Source organism: Streptomyces capparidis, from assembly GCF_054782095.1.
On record NZ_BAAGTD010000017.1, the window covers coordinates 89,633 to 104,502 of the forward strand.

The following is a 14,870-nucleotide window of genomic DNA, read 5'->3' on the forward strand; positions in this document are numbered from 1 at the left end:
GGCTCCTTCGCTCATGCCTTGGCCGTCTGGCGCACGCGCGGGTCGAGCACCGCGTGGCAGACGTCGACGAGCAGGTTCAGCGCGAAGATCGTCACCGCGGTCAGCAGGACCGCGGCCTGCAACACGGCGAAGTCCCGCTGGAGGATGGAGTCGATCATCAGCTTGCCGATGCCCGGCCAGCCGAAGATGGTCTCGACGATCACGGCTCCGTTGACGAGGCCGACGGTGAGGTCGCCGGCGACGGTCAGGACGGGGGTGGCGGCGTTGCGCAGGGCGTGCCCGAAGACGACCCGCTTCTCGCCGGCGCCCTTGCTGCGGGCCACCTTCACATAGGGCGCGGACAGCGCCGCGACCATGCTGCCCCGCACGACCTGCACCAGCACGCCGAACGGTCGGATGACCAGGGTGGCGATGGGCAGCACCCACACCTCGGGGCCGCCGATGGTGCCGGAGGTCGGCAGCAGCTCCAGGCCCACCCCGAACACCAGCACGCCCATGATGGCGAACCAGAAGTCGGGGATGCTGGCGGCGACCATGGACAGGAAGGACGCGACCCGGTCGGTGGCCGAGTTCGGCCGGTAGGCGGCGAGGCTGCCGATGAGGACGGCGGCGAGGATCGCGATGAGCATGGTGACGCCGGCGAGCTGGAGCGTGACCGGGAACGCCTCGAGGACCATCGAGCCCGCGGACTGCCCGGTGCGCAGCGACTCGCCGAAGTCGAACCGCACCGCCTGGCTGAGGTAGTCCCACAACTGGGTGAGCACCGGGTCGTCGAAGCCGTGCTTGGCGGCGAACTCCGCGCGCTGCTCCGGGGTGGCGCTCAGCGGCAGGTAGAGGTCCACCGGGTCGCCGGTCAGCCGGGCCAGGCAGAACACGCCGAGCACCACGGAGACCAGCGGGATGGCGCTCGAGGTGACGCGTTTGCGCAGGAAGTCCATCTCAGCGCTCCTTGCCGTCCGCGGGGCGGACCTCGGCCAGGCGCAGTTCGTCGCCCGTCGCCGAGTTCGGCCGGTAGCGGACCTGGTCGGACATGCCGAGCAGGCCGCGCATGTGCGCGAGGTGGGCGAACTGGGCGACCTCCTCGTTCTGGAGGGCGGTCAGCTCGGCGTAGCCGCCCTGGCGGGCCGCTCCCGCGAGGGTGGCCGCCCGCGCGGTCGCGCGGTCGAGCTCCTCGGTGCCGAAGGTGGACTGGGGGCCCTCGCGGAGCATGAACTGGCTCGCGGTGAAGCCCGCGTCCCCGGCCTGGTTGCCGTGCATGATCAGCAGTGCGACGGGCCCCACGTCCTTCGGCAGCGGGCGCAGCAGGTACTGGAGGTGGGTGGCGGTGTCGGTCATCCTGATCTTCACGTTCAGGCCGACGCTCGCCAGCTCGTACTGGAGGGCCTCGGCGGTCTCGGCGACGCGGGGGAACATGCTGGAGCGGGCGACCAGGGTGATCTGCCGGCGGACGGGCACGCCGTCGGCCTTCGCCTCCTCGATCAGGGCGCGCGCGGCGTCCGGGTCGTACGGCGGCGGTTCGATCTCGTCGTTGAAGCCCACCACGCCCGGCGGGACCAACTGCGCCGCGGGCTCGGCCCGCCCGTCGAACAGGGCGTCGATGATGCCCTCGCGGTCGATGGCCATGCTGATCGCGCGGCGCACCCGGATGTCGTCCAGGGGTGCTTCGCGGCCGTCCAGCCGCAGCGCCGTGGTCTCGTTGTTGGGGTGGTCCACGGAGTTGTCCTCGGTGGCGTCCACCGGGTCGATGGACGTGGCGAGGTCGGCCTCGCCGCGGTCGATCATCGCCGCGCGGACGCTGGACTCCGCCCGCCACACGTAGCGGGCCCGGGGGAAGGCGGGGGTGCGCCCCCAGTAGGAGTCGTTGCGCCTGAGGTCGATGGAGATGCCGGTGCGCCAGTCGGCGACGGAGTAGGGGCCGGTGCCGACGGGGACGCGGACCTTGGCCTCGGTGCTGGTGGTGCGGGGCACCACCTCCACGAAGCTGAGCCGCAGCGGCAGGATGGGGTCGGGTTCCCCGGTGGTGACGGTCAGCCGGGTGTCGCCGGTGGCCCGCACCTTCAGCTCGGCGTCGCCGAAGACGTAGCCGTCCACGTTGCAGGCCAGGTCGGAGTTGACGGCGCGGTCGATGGAGAAGGCCGCGTCCCGCGCGGTGAACGGTGTGCCGTCGTGGAAGGTGACGCCGGTGCGGGTCTCGAAGGTCCAGGTGGTGGGGGTGGTCTGGCGCCAGGAGGTGGCCAGCAGCGGGCGCAGCTCGCCGGAGTCCGGTTCGCGTTCCACCAGCGGCTCGGTGATGTTGGACCGCACCACGACACCGGTCGAGGTCAGGGACGCCTCGCACGGCTCGAGCGTCGGCGGCTCCTGGCCCAGCACAATGCGCAGCGTGTCCCCGTCCGCGCCGCCGGTGCCACCCGCGGAACCGCTGTTCGCCACGGCGCATCCGCTGGTCAGCAGTGCGGTCGAGACGAGGACAGCGAGTGCCGCGCGTGTCCGGCCCCGTCCTGGGCGCGGGAGGGGAGGTACGGAAGACAGCGTCGTCATCGTCTCTCCGGAGAGCGGGATTTTCGTTGCCGCCGGAGACGCACAATCCTCAGTGACTGTCCACAAATGCGCATCCGGTCTGCATAGGTAGACGCAGACGGTAAGCGCGTGCCGTCGAGCCGGTCAAGAGGCCGGGGCCTGCCGCGCCGTCAGCCGCAGCAGCTCGTCCAGCACCGGGTTGCCGTGCCTGGTGCGCCACACGCAGTGGGTCTCCACCAGGTCCGGGCCCGTCCCGTCGATCTCGGCGAACGCCAGGTTGGGCAGCCGCAGCCGGGTCGCGGTGCGCGGCACCAGGCCCACGCCGATGCCCGCGTTCACCAGGGCGAGCAGGCTGTGCACCTGCCCGACCCGCTGCACCCAGCGCGGCTCCACCCGGGCCTGCCGGAAGACGGAGACGACCAGCTCGTGCAGGTAGCGGCTGCCCACCGGCAGGTAGGTGACGATGTCGTACCGGCCGATCTCCCGCGGGGACGGCGGGCGCCCCAGCTCGATGAGCGGGTGGTTGCGCGGGCAGGCCAGCACCAGGCTCTCGGTGTGCACCAGGCGCAGGCTCAGCAGGTCCGTCGGGGACACCCCGCGGACCAGGCCGATGTGCACGTCACCGGCCAGCACCGCCTCCACCTGGTCCCGGGTGACCATCTCGGTCAGGGTCAGCTCCACATGGGGCAGGTGCTCGTTGATGATCCGCGTCCAGTCGCCGAGCACGGTCATCGCGGACAGCGCGGTGAAGCTGACCGACAGGCTGCCGGTCAGGCCCCGGGCGGCGTTGCGCGCGGTGGCGGGGGCGGCGTCGGCCAGACTCAGGATCCTGCGCGCCTCGGGCAGGAACGCCTGGCCCGCGGCGGTCAGCAGCACGCCGTGCGGGGTGCGGACCAGCAGCTCCACCTCCAGGCAGCGCTCCAGCTTGCGCACCTGCCTGCTCAGCGGCGGCTGGGTGATGCGCAGCCGCGCGGCGGCCCGGCCGAAGTGGCCCTCCTCGGCCACGGCGACGAATCCGCGCAACTGCTCCAGCGTGAACCCGGCCGGCACGCGGCCACCCCCTCGCTCTCGTCCCGCGCGCGCCCCGCCGGCCGCCGCGCCGCGGCACCCTGCTGACCCGCATGATGCCGAAAGGGTATCGGACGATGCGTATCAGATCTTGGACAGGTATCACCCTGGGTCGTAGCCTCCGGGCAGTTCCCCGACATCGGAGTTGGCCACCATGACCTTCGCTCCAGACGCCCTACGGTCCGTGCTCGGCACGGGGCTGCTGTCCTTCCCCGTCACCCACGCGACCGAGGACCTCGCGTTCGACGAGGACGGCTACCGCGAGCACGTCGCCTGGCAGTCCTCCTTCCCCGCGGCCGGCGTGTTCGCGGCGGGAGGCACCGGCGAGTTCTTCGCCCTCACCCCCGACGAGGTGGGCCGGGTGGTGCGGGCCGCCGTCGCGTCGGTGCGGGACGGCCGGCCGGTGATCGCGCCCGCCGGGTACGGCACCGCCCAGGCCGTCGCGATGGCCCGTGACGCCCAGGCGGCCGGCGCGTCGGGCGTCTTCCTGCTGCCGCCGTACCTGACCGAGCTGTCCCAGGAGGGGCTGGTCGCCCATGTCCGCGCGGTGTGCGAGGCCACGGACCTCGGGGTGATCGTCTACCACCGGGCCAACGCCGCGTTCGGCTTCGACGCGGTGCGGGAGCTCGCCGACCGCTGCCCGAACCTGATCGGGTTCAAGGACGGCGTCGGCGACGTGGACCTGATGACCCGCATCCACGCCCGGCTCGGCGACCGCCTGCTGTCCATCGGCGGCCTGCCCACCGCGGAGACCTACGCCCTGCCCTATCTGGAGATGGGCGTGACCACCTACTCCTCCGCGGTGTTCAACTTCCTGCCGCGCTTCGCGCTCGACTTCTACACGGCGGTCCGGGCCCGCGACACCGAGGGCGTGTACCGCCGGCTGAACGAGTTCATCCTGCCGTACCTGGACATCCGCAACCGGCGGGCCGGCTACGCGGTGTCCATCGTCAAGGCCGGGATGACCGCCGTCGGCCGCGGCGCGGGCCCGGTCCGGCCGCCGCTCACCGACCTGACGCCCGGCGAGCTCGACGAGCTCCGGGCCCTGGTGGCCAGGGCCGCGGAGTGAGCCGGCCGGGACGCCGGTAGCCTCGGCCCGTGGCGGACGGACGGGTGCGGGCGCGGTGGCTGGACCGGGGGACGCGGCGCTGGGTGCGGCTGACCGGTCGGCGGATCGACCCGCGGACCGACGGCTGGCTCGACGGACCGCGCGGAGAGCGCGACCGGGTCGGCGACCGCTGGCTGCCCCGGGAGGCGGCCCGGCACGGCGCGCGGGTACGGCGGGGGGACGCGGACGCCGGGCTGCTGGCCTCGATGGCGGCGCTGGACGGGCCCGGGTTCGACGCCGCCGCCCTGCATCCGCGGGTGCGCGGCTTCTACGAGCACACCGCGCGCTGGCGGATGGAGCTGTGGTCGCAGTGGTCGCCGTGGGCGTGGCCGTTCGGCTGGCTGGTCTCCGCGCTGTTCGCGCGCCGGCTGGAGCAGCTCAGCCTGCCGCTGCGCCCGCTGGACGCGGCCCACGGGATGAGCAGCGAGGTCACGCCCGTGGCCGGCGCGGACGGCCGGGTGCTCGGCACCTCCTGGCGGCGCCGCCTGCGGGCGACCGGGCAGACGGTGTTCAGCGGCTGGTACCAGACGGTGACGCCGCCCGGCTCCCGGCAGCCCCGGGTGCGGGTGGTGTTCCCGCTGCCCGGCGGGCGGCTGGTGGTGCTGCTGCGCCCCGCGGTCACCGCGGCGGGCGGCCTGGAGCTCGTCTCGCCCGCGGGCGGCTGGGGGGACGACGGCGCCTACCTGGTGGTGGACCCCGGCGGCGGCTCCCCCGCGTGGGCCAGGCGCATCCCCGTCCACGAGCGCTTCCACGTCCATGTGGACGCCGAGGGGGTGCTGCGCACGGATCACGCGCTGAGCTGCTGGTCGGTGCCCGTCCTGCGGCTGCACTACCGCCTGGAGGAGACCGGGGGGCCGGGGCCGGGCGCCGGCGGCGGGGCGGGGTGAGCCGGGCGGTCCCGGGTCAGTCGGCGCCGGTGCGCACGGCGGCGACCGCGAGCGTGGTGTAGCGCATCGTGAAGCCGCCGCCCGCCGCGTCGAGGGCGGCGGCGACGCCCGCCAGCACCTTCTCCCGCGCGTCCTGCGGGAGCAGGGCGTGGCCGCCGGTGGTGGGCAGTTGGTCCAGCCACTCGTCACGGGCGCAGGTCCGCTCCCACGCGAACCGCCACCGCTCCGGGGCGGCGAACCCGCCCACCGTCCGGATCCCCTCGGCGGCCCTGCCGCACAGCGCCGCGTACGGTTCCGCGGCGCTCGCCGCCCACTGGCGGGCGGCGAGCGAACCGGGCGCCACCCGGCGGTACACCTCGGCGAAGGACTCCGCCAGCTCCCGCGGGGGTTCGCCCGCGTTCCAGAACACGGCCAGCAGGCCGCCGGGCCGCAGCGCCTCCGCCGCCTTCGCCGCGCCCGCCACCGGGTCCACCCAGTGCCAGGCCTGCCCGGAGACGACCGCGTCGAACCGGCGGCCGGCCGGGTCCCACCCCTCGAACGCGGCCACCTCGACGTCCAGTCCCCGTCGCCGCGCCACGGCGGCCATCCGCGCGTCCACGTCCACCCCCAGCACCCGGCACCCGGCCGCCGCGAGCTGCCGGGCGGCGATGCCGGTGCCGCAGCCGACGTCGAGCACGTCCGGTCCTGGGCAGGCGGCGGCGATCCGGTCCACCAGGGCCCGGGGGTAGGGGGGCCTGGCCCGGTCGTAGCGTGCGGCGTCGGCGCCGAACGACTCCGCGACCTGCCGGTGCCGGTGGGGCTGGGGTTCGGGGGCGGACGAGTGCCCCGGAGATAGAGTGGGCATGCGCCCACTATGAGTGGGCGACCGCCCACTCGTCAATCGGGGGCGTACGGAGGAGCGAGAAGGAGGCGCACGGTGCCGACAGGAGTGGCCATCCGCGACCCGCGCCGGGAGTTGTTCGACGCCGCGGAGCGCGTGCTGCTGCGGGACGGGCCGAGCGCGCTGTCCAGCCGGGCGGTCACCGCGGAGGCGGGCTGCGCCAAGGGCGTCCTGCACCGGCACTTCGCCGACTTCGACGCGTTCCTCGCCGACCTCGTGCTGGACCGCGTGGCCCGGCTCGACGGCCAGGCCGCCGCGCTGCGCGACCGCGCCGGGACCGGCACCGTCGCGGGCAACCTCGCCGACGCCCTCACGGAGCTGTTCGGCTCCGTCGCCGTGGCGATCGTCGGCCTGGTCGTCTCCCGGGACGCCCTGCGCGCCCGGCTCCGCGCGACCACGCCCACCGGCATCCCCCTGCTGGCCGAGGCCTCGGCCATGATCGCCGACTACCTCACCGCCGAACGCGAACGCGGCCGCCTCACCGCCACCGCCGACATCCCCACCCTCGCCCCCACCCTCATCGGCGCCACCCACATGCTCTTCGCCGACCGCCACTCCCCCCCACCCCGACCGGACGCCGTCCACCACCTCGTGACGGCCGTCCTCTCCGGAGCGACCGGGGAACCCCACCCCTGAACGGCCGGGGGAGCCGGACCCTGCGGGGGGCCTCCCGGCCGGGGCGGCGTTCCGGCGGCAGGGGCAGCCCCCGGGCCGGGCGTCCCCTGGTGACGGGAGCGGCCCTTCGGCCGCGCGGCCTCCTGACGACGGGGGGAGCGTTCCCGTCCGGGCGCATTCCGGTGACGGGCAGCCCTCCGACCTCCCGGTCGACCGGCGACGGGAGTCGGCTCTGCCGTCCGGACGACCTCCTGGCGAAAGAAGCCGACGCCCCGGGGCGGGGCGGCCTCGTGGCGACGGAGGAAGCCGCACCCGACCGGCCAGGGGTACCGGCCCTGCGCGCCGCACCGGCGCACAGCGCCTCCCCCCGCCCGGCGCTCACGCTCACGCGCCACCGCGACCGGGTGCCGGCCCGTTGCCGCCTCTCCCGGCGGCGCTCGCACGGCGCGGGATCTCCCGCGTCCCCGGACGCACTCGCGTGATCCGGCGACACGGCACGCCGCCCGCCGCCCCCGCACACGCCCGGCACAAAGGCCGAACCCCGCCCCGGCTGCCGCAGCGGGCGGCGACCGGGGCGGGCGAGGCATCCGGGCAGGTGCGGCGGTGAGGGGCCGGGCCGCACCGCGGCCCTTCCAGGGCCTGCCGTCGAATCCCCGTCTGCCCCGCGACGCCTGGCCCGCGCTCTCGCCGCACCGGGCGAAAGCCCGAGTACGACCCGGTACGAGGGCTTCCGCCCGGCGCGCCGAGAGCACGCACCGGACGCCGCGGGGCCGCCCTCCGGGCGACGACGGGGATCCGACGACAGATCTAGTACTTGTAGTCCCAGTGCTGCTCGTCCGAGCCGAGGCAGTTGTAGATGACGACCTTGGTGCCGTTGGCGGTGCCGCCGCCGCCCGCCGTGGACATGCACTTGCCGGCCTTGATGTTGTACCACTGGTGGGCGCCCGAGTAGTCCCACTCCTGCTCGGGGCCGCCGTTGCAGGTCCACAGGATGACCTGGGTGCCGTTCGCGGTGCTGCCGCCGCCCGCGAGCGACAGGCACTTGCCGCTCTTGAGGTTGCGCAGCTCGCCCGACGGCGTGGCGTGGAACCAGTACTGCTCCCGCCCGTCGTTGCAGTCCCAGATGATGGCGTTGGTGCCGTTGGCCGTGCTGCCGCCGCCCGCGAGGGACAGGCACCGCCCGCTCTTGTAGTTCACCAGGTTCGAGTAGATGTCGGCCGCGCCCGCCGAGGGGGACCCCACTCCCAGGGTCGCCAGGGCCAGGGTGCCCGTCGCCAGTGCGGCCCAGGTCTTCTTGCGCATCTGCGGAACCTTCCGTCGCGCGGGGCGTCCGCCGCCCCGCTGCCTCCGCGGCCGCCCCCGTAACGACTCCACGGCGACCCGAACGCTGGCGATCTTGACTGGCCGAACAAGTGTCTGAACATGACCCTTCCGGCCATTCGGTCCTGAAGAGCCGGCCAACGGCAGGTGGATCCTCCCTGTCCGGGAGGGTCCCCCGGGATGGCCGAGCGCCTCGTTCGTCCCGCGCCGCGCGGAAAGGCGGCCGCCGGCACCCGTGCCGACGCGGCGGGAAGGCGGTGGCCGGAAAAGACCGCCCCCACCCCTCCCGGCCCCGCGTCCGCGCCCCGTCACCCGTGCGCACCGCCCCCGTCCGGGTGACCGGGCACCCCGCGCGGCGCCGCCTGCGCTGCGGGCGGGCCTCCGGCGGGACACGATGTTTGACGCGCTCTTGACAGCCATGTCGGCGCGCGGCGAAGATCTCTGACGCACCGCTCCTGACAACGTTGTCGGACGCCGGAGGACGGACGCATGCAGCTCCGAGGACGAAAGCGACGCGCCGGCCTGCGCGTCACCGCGCTGGCCGCGGCCCTCCTGGCCTCGGGGCTCGCCGCCCCGCCGGGCGCCGCCGCGGCCCCGCCCGGGGAGGAGGCCCTCACCGACCTGGTCAACCCGTTCATCGGGACCCGCAACGAGGGCAACACCTACCCCGGCGCCACCGTCCCGTTCGGGATGGTGCAGCTCTCCCCCGACACCGGCCACAACACCGGCTACGACTACGACCACGGCGCCATCCGCGGCTTCAGCAGCACCCATCTGTCGGGCGTGGGCTGCGGCACCGGCGGGGACCTGCCGGTGCTGCCCACCACGGGCCCGATCACCTCCACCGACTACGCCAGGTACGCGGCACCGTTCCGGCACGAGGACGAGACCGCCTCCCCCGGCCACTACAAGGTGACCCTCGGCTCCGGCATCACCGCCGAGCTCGGCGCCACCACCCGCACCGGCTGGCAGCGCTACGCGTTCCCGGCGACCGGCGAGGCGAACGTGCTGCTCAACACGGGGCAGGCGCTGCACCGGGTCACCACGAGCGAGATCACCGTGGTGGACGACCGCACGGTGGCCGCGTCCATCACCGGGCGCGGCTTCTGCCAGGACACCCGCCCGTACACCCTGCACACCGTCACCCGCTTCGACCGCCCGTTCGCCGCCTTCGGGACCTGGCGCGGCGACGAGGTGACGGCGGGCTCCCGCACCGCGGCGGGCTCCGGGCGCAACGGCGCGTACGTGCGGTTCGACACCACCGAGGACCGGGACGTCGTCGCCGTCACCGCGCTGAGCTGGGTGAGCCCGCAGGGCGCGCGCAAGAACCTGGAGGCGGAGGGCCGCGGCACCTTCGACGGCACCGTGGCGGCGGCGCGGCGGGCCTGGGAGGAGCGGCTGTCGCGGGTGCGGGTGCAGGGCGGCGACCGGGAGCGGCGGCGCACCTTCTACTCGGCGCTGTACCGGGCGCACCTGGCCCCGAACACCGGCACGGACGTGGACGGCCGGTACACCGGCTGGGACGGGAAGGCGCACACCGCCGAGGGCTTCACCTACTACCAGAACTGGTCGCTGTGGGACACCTACCGCACCCAGCAGCAGTTGCTGTCGCTGCTGGCGCCGCGCGAGTCGCGGGACATGGCGCTGTCCCTGCTGCGGGTGGACGCCGAGGGCGGCTGGCTGCCCAAGTGGGGTTACGCCACGGTGGAGACCAACATCATGACGGGCGACCCGGTGACCCCGTTCCTGGTGAACGCCTACCGGCAGGGGCTGCTGCGGGGCCATGAGCAGGAGGCGTACCGGGCGCTGGCGAGGAACGCCGACGGGGTGCCGCCCGCCGACTCGCCGTACGTGGGCCGGATGGCGAACCGGGAGTACCTGCGGGACGGGTTCGTGCCCCACGACCCGGAGCGCGGGCGGGACAAGCCCGGCGACTCCGACTTCGAGCACGGCGGCTCGGCCACCCTGGAGTACGCGCTCGCGGACGCGGCGCTGGGCACCATGGCCCGGGACCTGGGGCACCACGCGGACGCCCGCCGCTACCTGGCGCGCGGCCAGAGCTACCGCAACCTGTTCGACAGGCGCACCGGGTTCTTCCGCGCCCGGGACGAGGACGGCGTGTTCACCGGCCCCGCCGACCCGGCGAACAGCGTCGGCTTCCACGAGGGCACGGCCTGGCAGTACATGTGGCTGGTGCCGCAGAACCTGCCGGACCTGGTGCGGCTGATCGGCGGCGCCGAGCGCGCCGAGGAGCGGCTGGACTCCTTCTTCGCCTACGAGCAGTTGCTGAAGGACCCGGAGGGCACGGCGCGCAACGTGTGGGTGAACGGGCCCTACGACTACTACAACGCGGACAAGTACAACCCGCAGAACGAGCCCGACCTGCTCGCCCCCTACACCTACCTGTCCACCGGCCGGCCGTGGAAGACCACCGACGTGGTGCACGCCGCGCTGACCCTGTTCACGGACGCGCCGGACGGCATCACCGGCAACGACGACCTGGGCACCATGTCGTCCTGGGCGGTGCTGTCGGCGATGGGCCTGTACCCGCTGATCCCCGGCTCGGACGTGTGGGCCCTGTCCACGCCCGTCTTCGACCGGGTGGACCTGACGCTGGACACCCGCTGGTACCCGCGCGGCCGGTACCGGATCAGCGCGCCCGGCACCTCGGAGCACAACCGCTACATCCAGTCGGCGACCGTCGGCGGGCGGGACCTGGGCAGGACGTACATCACGGGCGCCGACCTCAGGGCGGGCCGCGACCTGGCGTTCACCGTCGGCGACCGGCCGTCGTCGTGGGGGACGTCCGCGCAGGCCGCCCCGCCCGCGCTGGGCTCCGCCGCCGCCCCGCGGCACCACCTGTCCGCCGGGGTGCGCCCGTCCACCGCCGGGGTGCCGGCCGGCGAGGGCGGCGAGGTGGAGCTGACCGTGACGGGGGTGTTCACCCAGCCCGGGCGGGCGACCGGGCAGGTCTCCGTCACCGCGGCCGAGCCGCTCACGGCCGCTCCCGCGCGCAGCCGGTTCCAGGTGTCCTCCGACGGGCTGCCCACCACGCACGAGGTGCCGGTGCGGGTGACCGTGCCGAAGGGCACCCCGGACGGCCTGTACCCGGTGACGGTGCGGGTGTCCGACACCCGGGGCGGCGCCGTCACCCGGCAGGCGGCGGTGCAGGTGGTCTCGGCGACCTGCGAGGGCGCGGCCGGCTACTGCCCGCAGGACCTCGCCGCGGCCTACGACACCGACGGCGTGGCCGCGGCCGGCGCCCGGGGCGAGGGCGACTTCGACGGCACCGGCGCGTCGTTCCCCGCCGAGTCGATGCCGCGCCCCGGCACCGTCCTGCTGGACGGCAGGGCGTACCGGGCGCCGGAGACCGCCGGGACCGCGAGGAACTTCGCCGCAGCGCGCGGGCAGACGCTGCCGCTGGCGCGGCGCGCCTACTCCTCGCTGGAGCTGCTGCTGTCCGCGCACCACGGGGACGCCACCGGCACGGCGACGGTCACCTACGCCGACGGCGGCACCCGGCAGGTGACGCTGTCCGCCACCGACTGGGCGGCGGGCGGGCCGCGGCTCGGCGAGGACACGGCGGTGCGGGCCGCCAGCAGGTACGACGCGCAGGGCGCCCCGGACGGGGTGGCGGTGTCGCTGTGGCACCTGTCGGTGCCGCTGGACCGGGAGCGGGAGGCGGTGTCGCTGACCCTGCCGGACCTGCCCACCATGAAGGTGTACGCGGTGAGCGGGCGCAACGCCTGAGCCGCGTCGGGCGCCCGGTTCCCCGTCGTCCGGCACTGACACGGGGCGCCGGGCGCGCCTATGCTCCGGACATGGAGAGGCTACGCGACGGTAACAACGGCCCGGCGGACAGCGGTGCCGCGCGGACGACCTACCGGACCTGCCCGCTGTGCGAGGCGACCTGCGGCCTTCAGGTCACCGTCGCCCCCGGCGGCGTCACGGTGCGCGGCGACGCGCAGGACCCGTTCAGCCGGGGGTACCTGTGCCCGAAGGGGGTGGCGCTCGGCGAGCTGCACACCGACCCGGACCGGCTGCGCGCGCCCCTGGTCCGGCGGGGCGGCACCTGGCACGAGGTCGGCTGGGACGAGGCGTTCGCCGAGGTGGAGCGGCTGCTGCGCCCGGTGGTCGCCGAGCACGGACCGCAGGCGGTGGGCGCCTTCCTCGGCAACCCCGTGGTGCACAACCTGGCCGCGGGCCTGTACGCGCCGGTGCTGCTGCGCACGCTCGGCACCCCGTACCGGTTCACGGCGAGCACCGTGGACCAGATGCCCAAGCAGGTCGCCTCCGGGCTGATGTACGGCACCGAGCTGTCGGTCGCCGTGCCCGACGTGGACCGCACCGACTACCTGCTGGTCCTCGGGGCCAACCCGATGGCCTCCAACGGCAGCCTGCTCACCGCGCCCGACCTGCCCGGGCGGCTGCGCGCGCTGCGCGGACGCGGCGGGCGCCTGGTGGTGGTGGACCCGGTGCGCACCCGCACCGCCGAGGTCGCCGACGAGCACCTGCCGATCCGGCCCGGCACGGACGCGCTGCTGCTCGCCGGGATCGCGCACACCCTGTTCGACGAGGACCTGGTGGCGCCCGGGCCCGCGGGCCCGCACCTGGCGGGCCTGGACGAGCTGCGGGCGGCGCTGCGCCCGTTCCCGCCGACGGCGGTGGCGCCGGTGTGCGGGGTGCCGCAGGAGGCCATGCGGCGCCTGGCCAGGGAGCTCGCCGCGGCGCCCGCCGCCGCCGTGTACGGGCGGATGGGCACCACCACCTCGGGTTTCGGCACCGCGGCGAGCTGGCTGGTGGACGTGGTGAACGCGCTGACCGGCAACCTGGACCGGCCCGGCGGGGTGATGTGGGCGGCGCCCGCGCACGGCTCGCCGAACCTGCGCGGGGAGCCGGGGCGGGGGCGCGGGGTGCGGATCCCCGGTTCGCGGCGGACCCGGGTGCGGGGGCTTGCCAGCGTGTTCGGGGAGTTCCCCGTGGCGGCGCTGGCCGAGGAGATCGACACCCCGGGCCCCGGCGGCGAGCGGCTGCGCGGCCTGGTCACGGTGGCGGGCAACCCGGTGCTGTCCACGCCGAACGGGCCGCGGCTCGCCGCGGCCCTGGAGACGCTGGACGTCATGGTCAGCGTGGACGCGTACCTCAACGAGACCACGCGCCACGCCCATGTGGTGCTGCCCGTGCCGTCCCCGCTGGAGCGCGGCCACTACGAGCTGGCGTTCAGCAACTTCAGCGTGCGCAACGTGGCGCACTGGTCACCGCCGAGCGTCCCGCCCCCGCCGGGCACGCCGGGCGAGGCCGAGGTGCTGCTGCGGCTGGCGTGCGTCGCCGCGGGCGGCGGGATCACGGTGGAGCGGATGGACGACGCGGTGGCCGCCGACACCGCGCGGCGGCTGGTCGCGGACCCGTCGTCGCGGGTGTTCGGGCAGGACCCGCGGGAGCTGCTGGCCGCCGTCGCGCCGCGCCGCCTGGAGGAGCGGCTGCTGGACCTGATGCTGCGCGCCGGGCCCTACGAGGGGCTGGACCTGGCGGAGCTGGAGCGGCACCCGCACGGTCTCGACCTGGGTCCGCTGCGGCCCCGGCTGCCCGAGGTGCTGCGCACCCCGAGCGGCCGGGTGGAGCTGGCGCCGCCGCAGTTGGTCGCCGAGGCGGAGCGGCTCGCCGGGTGGCTGGCCGACCGGGGCGCGCACACCGGCGAGGACTCGCTGGTGCTGGTGGGGCGGCGGCAGTTGCGGTCGAACAACTCGTGGATGCACAACCTGCCGCTGCTCGCGGGCGGCAGCAACCGCTGCACCCTCCAGATCCACCCGGACGACGCCAAGCGGATCGGCGCCGCCGACGGCGGGACCGTGCTGGTGCGCTCCCGGGTGGGCGAGGTGCGGGCGACCGCGGAGCTGACGGACGCGGTGATGCCCGGCGTGGTGAGCCTGCCCCACGGCTGGGGGCACGGCCTGCCGGGCACCCGCGCCCGGGTCGCGGCCGAGCGGCCCGGGGTGAACAGCAACGCCCTCACCGACGAGGAGGCGGTGGACCCGCTGTCCGGGACCGCCGTGCTCAACGGGGTCCCGGTGCGGGTGCTGGCGGTCGCGCCCTGACGCGGCGGCCGCGGGCACGGTCGGGAAGCCGCGGGTCGGGGCCCTCGCGGGGCCGTGGGGGGCCGTCAGCGGCGGCGGCCGGCGTGCGCGGTGTGGGAGGCCCCGCCGAAGAGCCGGGCGAGCGCCCGGAACGGGAGGGTCACCACCGAGGCGAGGGTGCCACCGATGGCACGGAGAACGTCGGCGATCGCCCTGAACATGGTTGCCTCCAGTGTGTTCGGCCAGTGTTGGCCCGTAATGTCCGTTCGGTTGCCGCCTTTCCGGAGTGAGCGATCGAAAACCTCATTGAGGCACCCGGGCGTGCGGTGAACCGGGCCCGGCCCCGGCGCGCGCCGGGGCCGGGCCCGGTTCACCGGCGGGTACGCCCCCGCGGGTTACCC

The 14,870-nt window shown here is 75.2% G+C and carries 10 protein-coding genes and 1 pseudogene; 5 read left to right on the top strand and 6 right to left on the bottom strand.

Annotation, left to right across the window (positions count from 1 at the left end):
• Nucleotides 1–11 precede the first annotated feature (11 nt).
• From ACYVO2_RS16080 to ACYVO2_RS16090, 3 genes are all read right to left on the bottom strand, one after another.
• Entirely contained in the window at nt 12–938 is a 927-nt protein-coding gene (locus ACYVO2_RS16080) for an ABC transporter permease (protein ID WP_461008485.1), read from the bottom strand.
• Between the two features lies 1 nt (nt 939).
• The gene (locus ACYVO2_RS16085; RefSeq protein ID WP_461008486.1) at nt 940–2,430 is read right to left on the bottom strand and encodes an ABC transporter substrate-binding protein; all 1,491 of its coding nucleotides are present in this window, start codon (nt 2,428–2,430) and stop codon (nt 940–942) included.
• Between the two features lie 231 nt (nt 2,431–2,661).
• Nucleotides 2,662–3,567: a LysR substrate-binding domain-containing protein gene (locus ACYVO2_RS16090; protein WP_461008487.1), complete on the bottom strand. Its 906-nt coding sequence runs from the start codon at nt 3,565–3,567 to the stop codon at nt 2,662–2,664.
• Between the two features lie 172 nt (nt 3,568–3,739).
• Between ACYVO2_RS16090 and kdgD the strand changes: the two genes are divergently transcribed.
• Complete coding sequence (gene kdgD / locus ACYVO2_RS16095) at nt 3,740–4,654, top strand: 5-dehydro-4-deoxyglucarate dehydratase (RefSeq protein WP_461008488.1); 915 nt, start codon at nt 3,740–3,742, stop codon at nt 4,652–4,654.
• Nucleotides 4,655–4,683: 29 nt separating this feature from the next.
• Complete coding sequence (locus ACYVO2_RS16100) at nt 4,684–5,580, top strand: hypothetical protein (RefSeq protein ID WP_461008489.1); 897 nt, start codon at nt 4,684–4,686, stop codon at nt 5,578–5,580.
• 16 nt (nt 5,581–5,596) lie between these two features.
• Here the strand turns inward: ACYVO2_RS16100 and ACYVO2_RS16105 are convergent, their stop codons facing one another.
• Nucleotides 5,597–6,424 (bottom strand): class I SAM-dependent methyltransferase, encoded by an 828-nt coding sequence (locus ACYVO2_RS16105; protein ID WP_461008490.1) that lies wholly within the window; start codon nt 6,422–6,424, stop codon nt 5,597–5,599.
• Between the two features lie 72 nt (nt 6,425–6,496).
• Here ACYVO2_RS16105 and ACYVO2_RS16110 point away from each other — a divergent pair, with 72 nt between their 5' ends.
• Entirely contained in the window at nt 6,497–7,096 is a 600-nt protein-coding gene (locus tag ACYVO2_RS16110; protein WP_461008491.1) for a TetR/AcrR family transcriptional regulator, read from the top strand.
• Nucleotides 7,097–7,882: 786 nt separating this feature from the next.
• On the opposite strand, the gene ACYVO2_RS16115 is transcribed toward ACYVO2_RS16110, so the two are convergent.
• Nucleotides 7,883–8,377, bottom strand: coding sequence for an RICIN domain-containing protein (locus tag ACYVO2_RS16115; protein WP_461008492.1), 495 nt, complete (start codon nt 8,375–8,377; stop codon nt 7,883–7,885).
• Between the two features lie 507 nt (nt 8,378–8,884).
• On the opposite strand from ACYVO2_RS16115, the pseudogene ACYVO2_RS16120 reads away from it, so the two are divergent.
• Both ACYVO2_RS16120 and ACYVO2_RS16125 read left to right on the top strand, forming a co-directional pair.
• Nucleotides 8,885–11,230: pseudogene (locus tag ACYVO2_RS16120) on the top strand (GH92 family glycosyl hydrolase); the annotation flags it as partial.
• 986 nt (nt 11,231–12,216) lie between these two features.
• The gene (locus tag ACYVO2_RS16125; RefSeq protein WP_461008493.1) at nt 12,217–14,490 is read left to right on the top strand and encodes a molybdopterin-dependent oxidoreductase; all 2,274 of its coding nucleotides are present in this window, start codon (nt 12,217–12,219) and stop codon (nt 14,488–14,490) included.
• A gap of 65 nt (nt 14,491–14,555) precedes the next feature.
• Here ACYVO2_RS16125 and ACYVO2_RS16130 read toward each other — a convergent pair whose 3' ends face one another.
• Nucleotides 14,556–14,690, bottom strand: coding sequence for an LPFR motif small protein (locus ACYVO2_RS16130; RefSeq protein ID WP_461008494.1), 135 nt, complete (start codon nt 14,688–14,690; stop codon nt 14,556–14,558).
• Between the last annotated feature and the right edge of the window lie 180 nt (nt 14,691–14,870).